Below are 16,137 nucleotides of genomic sequence, written 5' to 3'. Positions count from 1 at the left end.
TGACAGACTGTTTTTTATGCTACTTTAACCAAGAAAAATAAACGCATTTGTGTAAGACCCCGTCAGGATGATAGGCGCACAAATTCATAGCGAAACTCAAAGGAGTGAGTGAGTTGCAAGGAAAGCGTTCTCGCCAGCATTTGATATGGCTTTGTAGTATTCCAATTTTCGCTATTTTTCTTAGTATTTTAGCGGCCTGTAACAACCCTATTAGCGGCTTGAATCTCGTCTGGTCGGACAATTACGCCATTACCACATTACCCGATACCAGCCCTCGAGGCACTAAGATTGTGGCTATAAATAGCCGCGAAGGCAAGCTAGCGCTAACCGCCAGCGATTTTGCCCGCAATCCAAACCGAGAGTTCGCAAGCTACGATAGCTACTGGCAGTTCCTCCGCCGGCAGCAACAACTCTATCTAACCCTACAAGCTGAGCATGTGCAGTTCATCACCGCCGCTGGCGACACTATTAGCGTGGCGACTCAAAAATCCCGCCATTTTAGTGAACTGCCGTTACATTTTTGGCAGAAACTTGCCACCGGACTAATGGCTTGGATACTCGGCGCGAGTCTTTTCTATTTCGATTCCAACACTGTTGGCCGACGCTATTTATTCCTTAGTTGCGGCGCTCTTTTTAGCGCCAGCTTGACGTCCAGTGTGTATAGCAGCCGGGAGCTGGCCATGTCTGGCCCCTTACTGGTGGTATTATGCGACCTAAAATTTCTTGCCGATTTACTTTTAAGTGCCAGCCTCGTCGGTATATTGCGCCATTTTCCTAAACGCATCGGCCACTACAGCATTGATATCGCACTCTTTTGCCTCGCTATTGCGTGGTTTGTCGTTTCTGAGGCAGGCATCCTAAATACGTCCATGAACCGCCAGTTTGCCATTCCAATCGGCATTCTTACCGCCGTTGCAATGGCTGTTTGGCAATGGCATGTCCATGCTAAAGCACCGGTTCACAACGCCGCCTTGTTTTGTTTCTTTACATTTATGAGCCCAGCCCTGCTGTTTACGCTAAATGCCATTAGCAACTACCCCAGCAAACTCCACGGTTTGCTGAGTATTGATTACACCACACCACTGTTATGGATTTTATGCGGTTTGGCACTCAGCATTAGTCGCTACAAATTAAATAGCCTTACGCGACATCGCTACCTGTTTTTTATTTTGGTGTCGGCAATCGGTTTCTGTGTAATCGCAATAAGCCACTACCTAAGTTTGGCGCAGTGGCCGGTATATGCGCCGCCGACATTACTTTTGTTACTACTCGGCTTTGGCCTCGCCATTCATCAAACCAGTAAGTCACTGGCAGCACCGCCAGTAACAAGCGCAGACTTACTTCAGCTCGCAGCCATTAACTATCACGCCCGAGATGAAGACATCGACCAAGCGTGGCAAACCTTCATTAGCCAATTTTTCGATTCAGCCACTATTAAACGGCTCACCGCCAATTACCCAAGCGCAAGTATTAGTCACGCGGGCAAGTTTCTTAATGTACCGCTATTAAAAGGCATCGGCAGCCTTCGCTGTGAATATGCGGACGGCAACAAACGCCTATTCCACGCCAGCGACGCGCAAATAATAGACACCCTTTGTGCCACGGCAAAGGGTTTGATCACCGCCAACCAGCAATTCCATCGCCAACAGCAAGTGCAAAACAAGCAGTTCGCCAATGATTTACAGCACAATATTGGCGAGGCGTTACTTCCTGCCCTACGTCACGATGAGTGCGATCCAATAAAAGAAGTCATAAGGAATATACTTGCCGAATCCCACACCATTAGCAGTGGTTTATACGGCCGCAAGATTGCGCTGCATGAATTGCTGGCAGATTTACATCTCGAACTCGAACAGCGTCTTGACCGACTGGGCGTTATACTCGACTGGACTGTTCAGTTACCAACAACCCCCATAAACTTAGCGTATCCGGCCTATAAAACGCTGTCTTCGAGCTTGCGAGAGTTGGTTAGGCTGTCCAGCCAAGCAGCGAATGTCTGTCATGCCTGTATTGATATTACTTACGAAGCCCAGCATTTAGTCATTACGTTTCGAGCCCACAACAAGGGCGTTTACCTAGCGCTAAACAATATTGCCCAGGGCGATAGCTTGCCGCGCATCATCGCGGCGCTGCACGGCGAGATGCGCGTTGCCGACAATCAAAAAATACAGCTTTGTTTTTTAGCGAGTGCGTTACATAGCTGCGCTACGGCAGAATTTATAAATCGCCCGCTGGGTAAAAATCCGGCCAGCTGAGCAGCTTGGTGCTGGCATTGATAAAGCCACCATCGATGGCATAGCGCAGCGCGCGATCTAAATTGGCAACACCATTGCTAACGAGGGTCGGACTCAAGTTTAAGGACAGCACGCTGGTTACCGCCAGCGCCTTACCACCTGCGCTAAATACGGGGCCGCCACTGTCACCTGGCACGCTGGCCGTGTCGGTAACAATGTCGTAAGCCCACCCACCACCCAGCACCGCGTTTATCTTGCCTTGTTTGGTTTCTCGGCTGCGACGACCAAAATGATAAGGCGACTGCCCATAGGCATATACCCCGTCGCCAACCTTGGCTATGCCAGTGTAGAGGCCGATAGGCCCGCCAAATGCAATCGCCGCCGGATGGACCTTGGCAATGTCGTTGGCGTGAATTTTTACCAAAGCAAAATCATTGTAAGTGCAAACAGCCGAGCCCGCGGTTTCACCCATTTCCTGCATGGCGCGCCAACTGGTGTAAACCAACTCCCCCGGCTGGCTGGCGTTTTCTATAATCACCTGATTAAACCCAATAGCCAGATTATTGGATTCACAAGGATCAACACCGGAGTTCGCGTCGACGCTGAAACAGTGGGCCGCCACGCCGATATACACCGTTTGTGCATTGGGCGAGTACAGGAAATTACCAGTGCAACTGCTGCCATCTGCGCTAACGAGTACCCCAGGACGAATTTGACTGGCCGATGGTACGCCGTAGCTCGTTGCGATACTTGGCGCTGGCGTCGATTCACCAGGAACACCCGCTTGCTCTGGGCGCTCATTCGATGATGACGACCCACCCCCACAGGCGCTGAGTGCGAGTATCGCCGCCAGTAACATCCATTGTTTCATTGCTTGATACCTATTTTTAGACAAACCGTGCCACAAATACTACAGCACAAAACAGGCGCTATTGTGCTATTGAACGCCTCTTTTTACTAATCTCTGAGCTTGGCCAAGTAAAGACGGTGGACAGCTCTTGGCCCAGCCTAATATTGAGGGCAAAAAAAAGCCGCGCAAGGCGCGGCTCACAGCGATGACACTAAGCTTATTTGCTGTGATCAACCATATAGTCGACCGCGGCCATCACTTCGTCGTCTGAACAGCTCATGCACAAGCCTTTGGCTGGCATCATACCAATATTGCTGAAACCGTTAATGGCATGGCTATACACCTGGTCCATACCCTTGGCAGTACGGGCCTTCCAGTCTGCTGCGTCGCCAAATTTCGGCGCGCCACCAGCACCCACGGCATGACAACCTTGGCAACTAGCTTTATAGACATCTTCACCCGATTTTGGCGCACCGCCCGCTGCCGCAACTGCAGCACCACAGCTGTTATCACCTTGTAGACATACCTTACCTGCGGGCTGAATACGGGACTCTACTTCGCCGTACTGTTTATCGGTCAATGACCACGCCGACCCACATACCAACAACAAACCTACGATGGCCGCCAATCTCTTTAACATCACACTATTCACCGTTTTACGCCCTCTCGACATACAGGGCTGATCAGCCCGCAAATTTTAATGACGGCATTATAGCGGCATGACCGCAATTACTCCAACACTGCCAACACACCAAATTATTCACGCCGCGCACCACCCCTGCGGCGGTCGCGAATGCCCGACGCATCTTAACAACTCACGCCGCCGTTGGCCTGTGCGGGATCTTTAGCCGCAAAGCCAATGGTGCTGCCGTTACCATGGCTTGCCGGATTACCATCAATCGGCGGCGTAATCGCGAAAACACATCTACCGGCAAACGAAAAGCGCCTTCACAATAAAACTTCGGCCTCATCGCCGCTGGCTTCGAGCCAGCTTTTGCGATCTGGTGCCCGCTTTTTCGACAGGAGCATGTCCATTAAACCATCGGTTTCGTCGCCGTCTTCTATCGACAAACGCACTAGGCGACGGGTATTCGGATCCATAACCGTCTCCCGCAACTGCAGGGGGTTCATTTCACCCAAGCCTTTAAAGCGTGTAACTGAAATTTTGCCACGCTTACTCTCGGCCTCTAGGCGATCCATAATGCCCTGCTTTTCGGCATTATCCAGCGCGTAATAAACGTCTTTACCCAGATCGATACGGTATAGCGGCGGCATGGCAATATAAACATGACCCTGCTGAACTAGGGGCCGGAAATGCCGCAAAAACAGCGCGCACAGCAAGGTGGCGATGTGCAGTCCGTCGGAGTCTGCGTCGGCCAGTACACAAATTTTGTTATAGCGCAGGCCGCTGAGGTCATCGGAATCGGGGTCTATGCCCATCGCCACAGAGATATCGTGCACTTCCTGCGAGGCCAAGATCTGCTGAGACTCAACCTCCCAAGTGTTCAGAATTTTACCGCGCAGCGGCAATATCGCCTGAAACTGACGATCTCGCGCTTGCTTAGCCGAGCCGCCAGCCGAATCACCCTCTACCAAAAACAGTTCTGAGCGCTCGATGTCACCACCGGAGCAGTCGGCCAATTTACCGGGCAGCGCTGGGCCAGCCGAGACCTTTTTGCGCACCACTTTTTTGGCTTTGCGCATCCGCGTCTGGGCATTATTAATACACAGCTCGGCGAGCTTTTCGGCGTCTTCGGTGTGCTGATTCAGCCACAGGCTAAACGCGTCTTTGGCTACGCCAGAGACAAAGGCGGCGGCTTCACGCGAACTCAGGCGCTCTTTGGTTTGCCCAGAAAACTGCGGATCGGCCAGTTTCGACGACAATACATAGCTGCACTTTTCCCATATATCGTCGGGCGCAAGCTTTACGCCGCGGGGAATTAAGCTGCGAAACTCACAGAATTCGCGCATGGCGTCGAGCAATCCGCTGCGCAGCCCATTTACATGGGTGCCGCCCTGCGCCGTGGGAATCAAGTTCACGTAAGATTCCGTCAGCGGCTCGCCGCCTTCTGGCAACCACTGCACGGCCCAGTCCACCGCCTCGGAGCGGCCGCTAAAATGGCCAATAAACGGCTCGGCGGGCAGGGTGTCGTATTGCCGCGTATGGCTCGACAAATAATCGCGCAGGCCGTCTTCGTAATACCACTCTTCGCTCTCGGCGCCGGTCTCATCGACGAAAACAACCTTTAGGCCGGGGCACAAAACGGCCTTGGCGCGCAGTACATGTTTAAGACGGCGAACCGAGAACTTGGCGGTATCAAAATACTTGGGGTTCGGGGTAAACCGAATATAGGTGCCGGTGTTGCGTTTGCCGCAGCTATCAATCACTGCCAGCTCAGAGGCCTTGTCGCCATCGGCAAAGAACATTTGATGCACTTCGCCATCGCGTTTAATGACAATTTCAAGGGAGCTAGACAGCGCGTTGACCACCGATACGCCAACGCCGTGCAAACCACCAGAGAATTGGTAGTTATCATTAGAGAACTTACCCCCAGCGTGGAGGGTACACATAATCACCTCAACCCCGGGCAGACCCTGCTCTTTGTGAATATCGACCGGCATACCCCGACCGTCGTCGGCGCAGCTCAGCGAGCCATCGTTATAAAGGGTAACGGTGATTTCTTTGGCGTGGCCAGCCAGCGCCTCATCAACACTGTTATCGATCACTTCTTGAGCAAGGTGGTTGGGACGGGTGGTATCGGTATACATCCCCGGCCGCTTGCGCACCGGCTCTAAGCCAGTAAGAACTTCAATGGACTGTGCATCATATTGTGACATTTGAAACCATATTAGCGGCTGCGCCGCATTGTCTATTATTTAAGGAGATACGCCCCAAACGGGCTCATCTTTCCGATATTACGCCGCCACACAAACTCATCGGTTTGCGAGCTACAAGCCACTACCCCAAGCGTAAAAATCCACGACGGCGGGCAAATGGCGCTCAAACTGCTGAAAACTGTGATCACCGCCGGTTTCGACGGTAATATCGCAGCCCTTATAAAATTCTAGGGCGAGACGGTAATCTAACACTTCATCGCCCTCTTGCACCAAAACCCAGTAGCGCCCTTTCACTGGCGCACTCACCATGCTGCGCAACTGGTCGATATCGGCCTGATTAAGACTGAAATCCACCCCCGTATAAGGGTTGTGATGCGCGCCAAGAAAATGACCGGCAAAATTATGGGGTTCTACCGCAGGATTAATCAAGACCGCAGGCAAACTGTAGCGCTCGGCCAGCACCGTGGCCAGAAAGCCACCTAAAGAACTGCCAATCAAACCCACCGACCCCGCGTGATGTTGCAAACAGTGCTGTACCAGCTCGTCAAGCTGCTGCGCAGCTTCGCCGGGGGTATTAGCTAAGCTGGGAACAAAATAGCTAATGTCAGGGTGGTGCTCGGCAACATAGCGAGCCAGCTGTTGGGCTTTGTGGGATTGTGGTGAAGAGATAAAACCATGAATATAAATTAACGCCGCTGTCATTCGTAACCACTTGCCAAATTATCGACCGCGAATGTTACACCCTTTACTCGGGACACTCTCGTTTGAAACTGGGATTTTTCGCCCAAGTAAAACCCGCGATAGCCGGGATTACAGTCATCCAATGCAAAATTAGCGCTGTTTGGCGCAAATTGTATACAGGTCGACGGTGTGCTCAGCAGGCCAATATTCTGATACACCTGTTCGGATTGCTGATGCACATGGCCACAGACAATGGCTTTAAATTGCGTTTTATCGGCAAGCAGGGCAAACAACGCGTCGGCATTGGCCACCCGCTGTTCATCTAGCCAAGCGCAACCCAGTGGCCGCAAATGATGATGCAAAAAAACCAATGTCGGCTGCTCGTGCTCGGCCGCCTCTGCCAGCACCGCCAGCTGATCCGCCGCCAGCTCTCCGCCAACTTGACCTGGCACAGCAGAATTTAAAAACACCAGCTGCCAATCGCCAAGCACCAAGCGGTTTGGCATATAGGGTGCCCCCACAATGCTGCGCATCAAGGCGCTGTCGTCGTGATTACCCGGCAACCACACCATCTGCTTTGCCATACCCTGCAAACGTGCGGATAAGCGCCGATACGCGCTAGCATCGCCGTGGGCGGCCAAATCACCAGAGGCTACCAGTAAATCGATATCGGGATATTCCTCTGCTGCCGCCTGCAAGACAGCCTCAAGACTATAATCGGTATCCATACCAAGCAGCCGATCGCTGGGCTCTGCGCCCAGATGGCAATCGCTAATTTGCACCACGCAAAGTGGCGCCTTGTTTGACTGAACAGGCAATTTCACCGTTACCCCATTATCTCTTGCTTGATTTATACGGTATGCCTTTAGTCAGCACCAGTAAATTTCGAGACCGCCATCATATTTCAAGAATATTAAGTGGATTGTCCAGCGAGTGCCCTAATTCTAAGCACAGGCTCAACCACTCGCCGAGATAGGTATTCTGCTGCGCTTTTTCGTCGCGTTGAAACATACTGGCATTAGGGTAGCGATAGCGCGGCTTATGCGGGCGCAAGCCCCGCGACCCCATGACCTCGGCTAATTTAGCATCGTGGTAAACTCGCACATGCAGCAGGGGGGCCGGTAAATCGGCAAACAGGGGTTTGTGCAAACGCAGTTCCAGCATGGTGGTGTAAGGCGCCCGCTCCTTAACCAGTAGCTCTACGGTATTGGCTGCCACTCCAAATCGCAAGCAGTCGCCCGCCGCGGCATCAACCGGTAAAAGCTGCTGCAAACGGCGAAAATTCATCTCGCAATCGGCAAGATGCCCACTGAGATCGATTTGATAACGATGACTGCTCACACTTCTCCCGCACATTTATTGGCTAAACCATAACTTTAGTTAATATTCATTCTCAAGCAGTGTTATTTTGATACACTTCTCGGCTATCCAATCCTCCCCTCTCTGGAGAACAGGTTAACTCTATGATTGCCAAACGTCATCTTCTCAGTGTTTCTCTGGCTGCGCTACTCGGCAGTCACTCCGTCTACGCCGATACTTTACTGGATGTTTATGAATTGGCGGTGAAAAATGACCCCCAGCTCAAGGCCGCCGAAGCCAGCTACCGCGCCAATATTGAAACTAAAAATCTCGGCCGCGCTGCGCTGCTGCCGCAAATTAGCGCCCAAGCCTATTACCAAGATGTGGATAGCGACAGCGAGCGCAAAAGCCCAACCAACACTGGCGCCATTATTGACCAAAAAGCCTCAACCGGTAGCGAGTCTGAATACTACGCAGTGTCATTAAACCAAGCACTTTTTGATCTTCCCGCATGGTTTACCTTTCAAGCTGGAAAGAAGATCTCTGAGCAGGCTCAAGCGCAATTGGCCTATGAGCAACAACAACTAATCATCCGCACTGCCGAGGCCTATTTTAACGTACTTCGCGGCCGCGAAAATTTAGACGCGTCCAAAGCTGAAGAGCGCGCCGCTAAGCGCCAGCTAGAGCAAACCCAGCAGCGCTTTGATGTGGGCCTGATTGCCATCACCGACGTACATGAAGCCCGCGCCGTGTTCGACGGCACTGTCGCCCAACGCCTTGGTTTTGAAGGTAATCTCGCCATTGCCAGAGAAAACCTCAGCAGCCTGACTGGCCAAGAGCACAATAATCTGTGGTCACTCAAAGCCGACTTCCCCATTAGTATGCCCGAGCCGGCAGACCGCGCCGAGTGGGTCGACTTTGCACTAGCCAACAACAAGCTTTTGCAGGTATCTAATGCCGGTGCAGGCTCAGCCTACCAAACAGCTAAAGCGAAGAAAATGGAGCACCTGCCCAAGATTACTGGCAGCTTTACCACCAGCAAAGACGACCTCGACGGCACTACTCGCTACAACCCAACCAGCATCTTTGCCACGCCACCAGACAGCCACACCGAAACCGACGCTCTGCGCATCACCCTCACCATGCCGTTGTTTAGCGGTGGCGGAGTCAGTGCCGGTCGCCGCCAAGCTTACGAGCAATACAATGCGGCTAATTACAATGCGCAAGCCACTCAGCGCCAAGTGATAACCGCGACCCGCGCCCAGCATATTGCGGTGTACACCGACGTAAAAACTGTCGACGCCCGCCATCAGAATATTATTTCTACGCGCAGCGCCTTAGACGCCACCGAAGCCGGCTATGAAGTGGGCACCCGCAATATTGTTGACGTGCTCGATGCCCAGCGCAGACTGTATGGCGCCATGCGCGATTACACCAATGCGCGCTACGACTATGTGATTGATGTGCTGAAGCTAAAATTGAACGCGGGCACCTTGAGCCCAGCCGACATTATTCAGCTCAACAAGTGGCTGCAAGCTTCTGAGTCTGTGTCGCTGAGCGAGCGCAGCTAAGCGAGCACAACTAAGCAGCACCTAGGCTTTAAGCTGAGCCTCAATCACCGCGATCAAGCGCTGCAAAGCGCCGCGGTTATTGTCCACCACCTGCTTTGCCGCCGCGCCCTGTTGCTGGCGGCGAAGCGGATCGGCCACTAGGCCAAGTAAGACCTCTGCCAGCGCATTGGCATCCGCAACCTGAACCAAACCGCCCGCGTCAGCTAACAAGGCGCTCACTTCCGTAAAATTAAAATCGCTGAGCCCAGTCACTACTGGCAGGCCCCACGCCGCCGGCTCTAAGCTATTGTGGCCACCGTGGGGGATTAAACTGCCGCCCACAAAGGCAATATCGGCGCAGCCCAGCAATAGCAGTAACTCACCCATAGTGTCGCCCAGTATCACCGCGGTGCCACTGGCCACTGGCACCGTGCCTGCGGCACCCAAGCTTGCGCTGCGGCGCTCAAAACTCAAATTATTGCTGGCGATCAGCTCAGCCACCTTAGGAAAACGCTCAGGATGACGGGGCACTAAAATCAATAAAGCGTCGGGAAACTGCGCTAACAACGCCTGATGAGCGGCCAATAAGACCTCATCTTCACCAGTATGGGTGCTTGCCGCAATCCACACTGGACGGCTGCCCAGCCACGCACCCCGCAAGCCCTCGGCCTGTTCCCGCAGCGCCGCAGGTATCGTCAAATCAAACTTAATACTGCCCGACACCGTTAATTGCGACTCAGGCAAACCCAGCGCCACAAAGCGCGCACCGTCGGCCTCGCCTTGGGCCACCACCTGACTAAAGCGCGAAAACACCGCGCGGCTCAGCCCCGCAATACGCCCGTAACCCCGCGCCGAGCGCGCCGACAGCCGCGCATTTGCCAATACCACCGGAATGCCTCGGCACTGCGTTTGGCAAACCATATTTGGCCAAATTTCGGTTTCCATAATCACCGCCACACGTGGCTGAACACGGTTTAAAAACCGCGCAATCGCGTCTGGCAAATCGTAAGGCGCGTACACATGAAAAACCTCGGCGCCAAACATGGCCTGCACCCGCTCCGAGCCAGTTGGGGTCATGGTGGTCACCACCACCGGCAAATCGGGATGATGCTCAAGAAAATAACGTACCAATGGCGCCGCCGCAATGCTTTCACCCACCGACACGGCGTGTATCCACAAACCCCCGGTGCGAGCTGGCGCTTTAAAAAAGCCAAAGCGCTCAGCAATCCGCTGCCGATAGGCCGGTGCCTGCCACGCTCGCCATAGCAACCGCAACAAGACCAAGGGCAAGATGAGATAAAAGAAAGCACTGTATAAAAAACGAGACATATTAGGGGTACAAACTCCAACTTCGCAGCAGCTAATTAGGCCAATAAGCGGGCCTTAAGCGGCCCGCTAATTGGCTTACGCCATATTAAGCACTTCGCGAACACAGCGATTAATCCCCTTGGCGGCTTCACCAATACTGCTCGCCAGCATATAGGCTGGGGTTGTAACCAGTTTCATGGCCTCGTCCACGCAAACCTCGTCTACCGCCCGATCTTGATGGCTGCCACCCATGGTATTAATGGCGCCAGCGACCTCTGGGTCATTACCAATCGTGCACTTCACCCCTTCGCCAAAAAGCCGTGCGGCCATGGTGGGCGCAATGCAAATTAAACCAACGGGTTTAGCGGCGGCGTGCATGGCCTGAATAAAGCTAAGCACCTCGAGCTGCACGCTCATGTCTGCGCCTTTTACCGCAAAATCAGACAGGTTCTTGGCAACGCCAAAACCACCCGGCACAATCACCGCGTCAAAATCGGCTGGCTTAGCCTCAGCCAAATTTTTAATTTTGCCCCGCGCCAAACGCGCCGCTTCCACCAATACATTGCGGCTCTCGCCCTCGGCAACACTCCCATCTAGGTGATTAATAACGTGCATTTGCTCAATATTGGGCGCAAAACACTGGTAACTGGCCTCGTGGTTCTCCAGCGACAACATAGTCAATACGCTCTCGTAGATTTCTGAGCCGTCGTAGACGCCACAACCCGCTAAAATTAATGCGACTTTTTTCATGTATCCTCTCCTCTTGAACTGATTCTATGAATGAAAACCTAGCGCTGCTAATCGGCGCTCGCCGCCAACAGGTAACTTTTAACTACGCCCTCGCGCAGGCCCTGCTCAGAAAGCTGCATTTCCTCTATATTTAAAGCCCCAAAGAGCGCCAACACAATAGCCACTCCAGAGGCAAAAATAGACTGCCGATCTTCCGTTAAACCCTGATAACTAATGGCGCCGAGGCTGGCAAACGACTGTAAATCGGTCGCCAACTCCTGCAATTCTGCTAGGCGAATACCACGCCCCCCGCCATTGCGCGCCATAAGCACCTGCTCAACCGCCAGCAAGGTGCCGGAACAACCAATAAACTGCAGCCGACTTGGCTTGGACAAGCTTGCCGCCGCCAGTTCAAATTCGGCCCGCGCCGCCGCTGTCGCCGCGTCAAAATCAGTGCGCTGTAAGCGGCCAGCAGGAAAATACCGTAAATAGCTCAAACAGCCCACCGCCACACTGAGCCCCTGCCCGAGCACTTGGCCGCGCCCCAACGCAAGCTCAGTACTGCCGCCACCAATATCCACCACCAATTGACCGATGTCGCCGGGCGCTGCCACGCCAAGATAAACCAGCTCCGCCTCGCGCTCACCACTAATTATCTCAGGCTCAACCCCGAGCAAGTACATTACCTGTTCGCAAAAATCCGCCGCATTCGCCACCCCGCGCAACGAGGCCGTGGCCACAATGCGTAAAATCACGGGCCGATAGGCCGCCAATATTTCCTTAAATTCGGCAAGGCAGGCCAACGCCCGCGCCTGAGCATCGGCCTGCAATACGCCGTGTTCACTGCCGGCGGCTAACTGCACTTTGCGCTCGGTGCGGTATTCGGCGCGGTAGGCCGAGCTTGGCCCGGCTTCTGCCCGCTCAGCAATCAGCAAATGAAAGCTATTCGAGCCCATATCAATCGCCGCAATAGTGGAGCCTGTTGTCAAATTCACCCCCGCTAGCCTTTTCACTTCCGCCCAAATCCTGTGCTATCATCGCACATCCTTAATTTATGATGTGTATTCGGAGAAATAACATGAGCGACAACATCGTTCACGTCACCGACAGCAGCTTTGAAGAAGATGTGCTGAAGTCAGACGTACCTGTACTGGTCGATTTCTGGGCAGAGTGGTGTGGTCCATGCAAAATGATCGCCCCAGTCTTGGAAGAAGTGGCTGTAGAGTTCGCGGGCAAGATCAAGATCTGCAAAATTGATGTTGATGCCAATAGCGATACGCCTCAAAAATTCAGCGTGCGCGGTATTCCAACCTTGATTATATTCAAAGGCGGCAATGCCGAAGCAACTAAAGTCGGCGCGCTGTCTAAAACTCAGCTGCTCGATTTTATTAACGCGGCACTGTAGTTCAAAACCGCGCGGCCCTCGCCGCGCGGTTTTGCTTATTTTAAAAGCTGCTTTAAAAGCTGGACGCCTCTAACTTTCAATGATAGAGTGCTGACGATCCTTCAAAGAACACCCAATAATTAACCTTATTTTCGCTTCTTCTTTAACACGTCGAGTTCGTTTCGGCTTTCCGATTCTGCCGTTCCCACGTCTCGCTCATATCTCGTCTAATTGATGCCACTAAACCCATATACCTATGAATCTTACCGATCTTAAAACCAAACCCGCTCAAGAACTACTCGATATTGCCAAAGAAATTGGCCTCGATAATATCGCCCGCTCTCGCAAGCAGGACATTATATTCTCCATACTAAAACGTCACGCTAAGAGCGGTGAAGATATTCACGGCGACGGTGTTTTAGAAATACTGCAAGACGGCTTCGGCTTTTTGCGGTCTGCCGACTGCTCATACTTAGCCGGCCCCGACGACATCTACGTGTCACCCAGCCAGATCAGACGCTTTAATTTGCGCACTGGCGACAGTATTGCCGGCAAGATCCGGCCGCCGAAGGAAGGCGAACGTTACTTCGCACTGCTTAAAGTAGACGAAGTTAACTTTACCCGCCCAGAGCAGTCCAAGAACAAAGTTCTGTTTGAAAACCTTACCCCCCTGTTTCCCAATGAGCGCCTGACCCTAGAATTGGGTACTGGCTCTACTGAAGATTTGACCGGTCGCATTATCGACTTGGCCGCACCCATCGGTAAGGGCCAACGCGGCCTGATCGTTGCACCGCCAAAAGCGGGTAAAACCTTGATGCTGCAGAATATTGCCGCCAGTATCATCCGCAACAACCCCGAGTGTTACGTTATTGTTTTGCTGATTGACGAACGCCCAGAAGAAGTTACCGAGATGCAGCGCTCTGTTGGCGCCCGCGGCGCAGAAGTTGTAGCCTCGACCTTTGACGAGCCACCAGCCCGTCACGTTCAAGTAGCCGAAATGGTTATTGAAAAAGCCAAACGTTTGGTTGAACACAAGCGCGACGTAGTTATTCTGCTCGACTCCATTACCCGCCTTGCTCGCGCCTATAACACCATCGTCCCCAGCTCTGGCAAAGTGCTGACCGGTGGTGTTGACGCCCACGCCCTTGAGCGCCCCAAGCGCTTCTTCGGCGCCGCGCGTAATGTTGAAGAAGGCGGCAGCCTGTCGATTATCGCCACCGCGCTGATCGACACCGGCTCCAAAATGGACGAAGTGATCTACGAAGAATTCAAAGGCACAGGTAACAACGAACTGCACTTAGATCGTAAAATCGCCGAAAAGCGCGTCTACCCCGCCATCAACATCCGTCGCTCAGGTACTCGCCGCGAAGAACTCCTCACCGGCGAAGAAGAACTGGCCAGAATGTGGATACTGCGCAAATTACTGCACGGCATGGAAGACACCGCAGCGATTGAGTTCTTAATCGACAAGCTCAAAGACACCAAGACCAATGCCGAGTTTTTTGATTCAATGAAGCGAAAGTGAGTCGGGCGTCGGATGTCTGACGTCCGACGCTAAAACCCGCAACCCGCAACACATATCGAGTTTGATAGTATGACGCTGAGGCCGCATCGTGCCGTCTCCGACATCCGACTTCCGACGTCAGACCTTCCCTATGTATAAAGACCTCAGAGAATTCATTGCCGACCTTGAAGCCAAGGGCGAGCTAAAGCGCATCAAACACCCTGTTGACCCCAATCTTGAAATGACCGAGATTTGCGACCGCGTATTGCGCGCTGGCGGCCCTGCACTGCTGTTTGAAAACCCCATTGGCTATACCATTCCCGTACTCGCGAACTTATTCGGTACCGAAAAGCGGGTGGCGATGGGCATGGGTAAGGACGACATCAAAGCCCTGCACGATGTTGGCGAGTTACTCGCCTTTCTGCGCCAACCCGATCCACCAAAAGGCTTGCGCGACGCGTGGAGCAAGCTGCCGGTATTCAAGCAAGTATTGAATATGGGCCCAAAAATGGTGAACGGCGCCGCCTGCCAGCAATGCGTGATTGAAGGCGATGCTGTCGACCTAAACACCCTGCCGATTCAAACCTGCTGGCCCGACGATGCCGCGCCGCTAATCACTTGGCCGCTGGTTATTACCCGTGGCCCAAACAAAGAACGCCAGAACCTAGGCATTTACCGCATGCAATTAATTGGCAAGAACAAGCTGATTATGCGCTGGTTGTCGCATCGCGGTGGCGCCCTCGATTTCCAAGAATTTAAAGCCGCCCACCCCGGCGTAAAATTTCCGGTATCGGTAGCCCTTGGCGCCGATCCAGCAACCACCCTCGGCGCCGTAACGCCGGTACCCGACAGCCTCAGCGAATACGCCTTTGCCGGATTATTGCGGGGCAGTAAAACCGAACTCACCACCAGCCTGAGCAATGATCTAAACGTGCCCGCCAGTGCTGAGTTTATTTTAGAAGGCTATATCGACCCCGAAGAAATGGCCGACGAAGGTCCCTACGGCGACCACACCGGCTACTACAACGAAGTCGATAGCTTTCCCGTATTTACCGTGACCCACATCACCCATCGCAAACAGCCGATCTACCACAGCACCTATACCGGCCGGCCACCCGATGAGCCAGCAGTGCTCGGCGTCGCCTTAAACGAAGTATTAGTGCCGCTACTGCAGCGCCAGTTTCCCGAAATCGTGGACTTTTATTTACCGCCAGAAGGCTGCTCCTATCGCATGGCGATTGTCACCATTAAGAAACAATACCCTGGCCACGCCAAGCGCGTGATGTTTGGGGTGTGGTCATTTTTGCGGCAATTCATGTACACCAAGTTTGTGATTGTGTGCGACGACGACGTCAACGCCCGCGACTGGAATGATGTGATCTGGGCCATTACCACGCGCATGGACCCCGCGCGAGACACCGTACTGGTCGAAAACACCCCCATCGACTACCTCGACTTTGCCTCGCCGGTATCTGGCCTTGGCTCAAAAATGGGCATGGACGCCACCAATAAAATGGGCGGTGAAACCACCCGTGAGTGGGGGCGGCCAATTGTGAAAGATCCGGCTGTTATTCAGAAAATAGATGATATCTGGGATACGTTGGGGTTGAGCTAAGCGCTCTCAGTTAAGGCTATTGATAGCAATATTTTGGCGCCAGAGCAAAACTCCAAACAAGGTAGTTTGGCACTGTAAAAATTATCCTACCTTCCTGCTAGCTTTTATTTCGCCCTCGCTACGCGACTTACTTCTTTTTGCGAAA

14 protein-coding genes are annotated in these 16,137 nt (G+C 53.1%); 5 read left to right on the top strand and 9 right to left on the bottom strand.

What is annotated here, in order from left to right; all coding sequences use genetic code 11:
* Window positions 1-290 precede the first annotated feature (290 nt).
* Window positions 291-2,255, top strand: coding sequence for a hypothetical protein (locus P1U47_RS09585; RefSeq protein ID WP_301028578.1), 1,965 nt, complete (start codon window positions 291-293; stop codon window positions 2,253-2,255).
* On the opposite strand, the gene P1U47_RS09580 is transcribed toward P1U47_RS09585, so the two are convergent.
* The 6 genes from P1U47_RS09580 to P1U47_RS09555 form a co-directional block, all read right to left on the bottom strand.
* Window positions 2,218-3,105: a serine protease gene (locus tag P1U47_RS09580; RefSeq protein ID WP_301028577.1), complete on the bottom strand. Its 888-nt coding sequence runs from the start codon at window positions 3,103-3,105 to the stop codon at window positions 2,218-2,220. The two genes, P1U47_RS09585 and P1U47_RS09580, sit on opposite strands and share 38 nt — an antisense overlap.
* Window positions 3,106-3,301: 196 nt before the next feature.
* On the bottom strand, window positions 3,302-3,724 hold the full coding sequence (locus P1U47_RS09575; protein ID WP_301028630.1) for a c-type cytochrome: 423 nt from the start codon (window positions 3,722-3,724) through the stop codon (window positions 3,302-3,304).
* Between the two features lie 308 nt (window positions 3,725-4,032).
* Window positions 4,033-5,922 carry a DNA topoisomerase IV subunit B gene (parE, locus tag P1U47_RS09570; RefSeq protein ID WP_301028576.1) on the bottom strand — a complete coding sequence of 630 codons (1,890 nt, stop codon included), beginning with the start codon at window positions 5,920-5,922 and terminating at the stop codon, window positions 4,033-4,035.
* Between the two features lie 111 nt (window positions 5,923-6,033).
* Window positions 6,034-6,624: a YqiA/YcfP family alpha/beta fold hydrolase gene (locus P1U47_RS09565; protein ID WP_301028575.1), complete on the bottom strand. Its 591-nt coding sequence runs from the start codon at window positions 6,622-6,624 to the stop codon at window positions 6,034-6,036.
* The gene (gene cpdA / locus P1U47_RS09560; RefSeq protein WP_301028574.1) at window positions 6,621-7,427 is read right to left on the bottom strand and encodes a 3',5'-cyclic-AMP phosphodiesterase; all 807 of its coding nucleotides are present in this window, start codon (window positions 7,425-7,427) and stop codon (window positions 6,621-6,623) included. Before cpdA ends, P1U47_RS09565 begins: the two co-directional genes overlap by 4 nt.
* A 73-nt stretch (window positions 7,428-7,500) precedes the next feature.
* Window positions 7,501-7,944, bottom strand: coding sequence for a DUF1249 domain-containing protein (locus P1U47_RS09555; protein WP_301028573.1), 444 nt, complete (start codon window positions 7,942-7,944; stop codon window positions 7,501-7,503).
* A gap of 122 nt (window positions 7,945-8,066) precedes the next feature.
* Here P1U47_RS09555 and P1U47_RS09550 point away from each other — a divergent pair, with 122 nt between their 5' ends.
* Window positions 8,067-9,473 carry a TolC family outer membrane protein gene (locus tag P1U47_RS09550; RefSeq protein ID WP_301028572.1) on the top strand — a complete coding sequence of 469 codons (1,407 nt, stop codon included), beginning with the start codon at window positions 8,067-8,069 and terminating at the stop codon, window positions 9,471-9,473.
* A 21-nt stretch (window positions 9,474-9,494) separates the two neighbouring features.
* On the opposite strand, the gene waaA is transcribed toward P1U47_RS09550, so the two are convergent.
* The 3 genes from waaA to P1U47_RS09535 all read right to left on the bottom strand — a co-directional run bounded on the left by waaA (window position 9,495) and on the right by P1U47_RS09535 (window position 12,484).
* Window positions 9,495-10,781, bottom strand: coding sequence for a lipid IV(A) 3-deoxy-D-manno-octulosonic acid transferase (waaA, locus tag P1U47_RS09545; protein WP_301028570.1), 1,287 nt, complete (start codon window positions 10,779-10,781; stop codon window positions 9,495-9,497).
* 75 nt (window positions 10,782-10,856) lie between these two features.
* A complete protein-coding gene (gene elbB / locus P1U47_RS09540) occupies window positions 10,857-11,510 on the bottom strand; it encodes an isoprenoid biosynthesis glyoxalase ElbB (protein ID WP_301028569.1) in 654 nt (217 codons plus the stop codon).
* A 47-nt stretch (window positions 11,511-11,557) separates the two neighbouring features.
* Window positions 11,558-12,484 carry a hypothetical protein gene (locus P1U47_RS09535; protein WP_301028568.1) on the bottom strand — a complete coding sequence of 309 codons (927 nt, stop codon included), beginning with the start codon at window positions 12,482-12,484 and terminating at the stop codon, window positions 11,558-11,560.
* Between the two features lie 83 nt (window positions 12,485-12,567).
* On the opposite strand from P1U47_RS09535, the gene trxA reads away from it, so the two are divergent.
* The 3 genes from trxA (at window position 12,568) to ubiD (ending at window position 15,992) form a co-directional block, all read left to right on the top strand.
* A complete protein-coding gene (gene trxA / locus P1U47_RS09530; RefSeq protein ID WP_008253347.1) occupies window positions 12,568-12,894 on the top strand; it encodes a thioredoxin TrxA in 327 nt (108 codons plus the stop codon).
* A 235-nt stretch (window positions 12,895-13,129) separates the two neighbouring features.
* Complete coding sequence (rho, locus tag P1U47_RS09525; RefSeq protein WP_301028567.1) at window positions 13,130-14,398, top strand: transcription termination factor Rho; 1,269 nt, start codon at window positions 13,130-13,132, stop codon at window positions 14,396-14,398.
* A 130-nt stretch (window positions 14,399-14,528) separates the two neighbouring features.
* A complete protein-coding gene (ubiD, locus tag P1U47_RS09520) occupies window positions 14,529-15,992 on the top strand; it encodes a 4-hydroxy-3-polyprenylbenzoate decarboxylase (protein ID WP_301028629.1) in 1,464 nt (487 codons plus the stop codon).
* Window positions 15,993-16,137 lie beyond the last annotated feature (145 nt).

The sequence above is a fragment of the Zhongshania sp. genome, assembly GCF_029212375.1.
Taxonomy (GTDB): domain Bacteria; phylum Pseudomonadota; class Gammaproteobacteria; order Pseudomonadales; family Spongiibacteraceae; genus Spongiibacter.
The sequence above is the reverse complement of the archived record's forward strand: the minus strand, read 5'-3'. Positions and strand labels throughout refer to the sequence as shown.

Coding starts and splice junctions, on each gene's coding strand:
- P1U47_RS09565 (WP_301028575.1), bottom strand. CDS start 6,624: ATGACAGCGGCGTTAATTTATATTCATGGTTTTATCTCTTCACCACAA.
- elbB (WP_301028569.1), bottom strand. CDS start 11,510: ATGAAAAAAGTCGCATTAATTTTAGCGGGTTGTGGCGTCTACGACGGC.
- P1U47_RS09580 (WP_301028577.1), bottom strand. CDS start 3,105: ATGAAACAATGGATGTTACTGGCGGCGATACTCGCACTCAGCGCCTGT.
- trxA (WP_008253347.1), top strand. CDS start 12,568: ATGAGCGACAACATCGTTCACGTCACCGACAGCAGCTTTGAAGAAGAT.
- P1U47_RS09550 (WP_301028572.1), top strand. CDS start 8,067: ATGATTGCCAAACGTCATCTTCTCAGTGTTTCTCTGGCTGCGCTACTC.
- rho (WP_301028567.1), top strand. CDS start 13,130: ATGAATCTTACCGATCTTAAAACCAAACCCGCTCAAGAACTACTCGAT.
- P1U47_RS09575 (WP_301028630.1), bottom strand. CDS start 3,724: ATGTTAAAGAGATTGGCGGCCATCGTAGGTTTGTTGTTGGTATGTGGG.
- waaA (WP_301028570.1), bottom strand. CDS start 10,781: ATGTCTCGTTTTTTATACAGTGCTTTCTTTTATCTCATCTTGCCCTTG.
- ubiD (WP_301028629.1), top strand. CDS start 14,529: ATGTATAAAGACCTCAGAGAATTCATTGCCGACCTTGAAGCCAAGGGC.
- parE (WP_301028576.1), bottom strand. CDS start 5,922: ATGTCACAATATGATGCACAGTCCATTGAAGTTCTTACTGGCTTAGAG.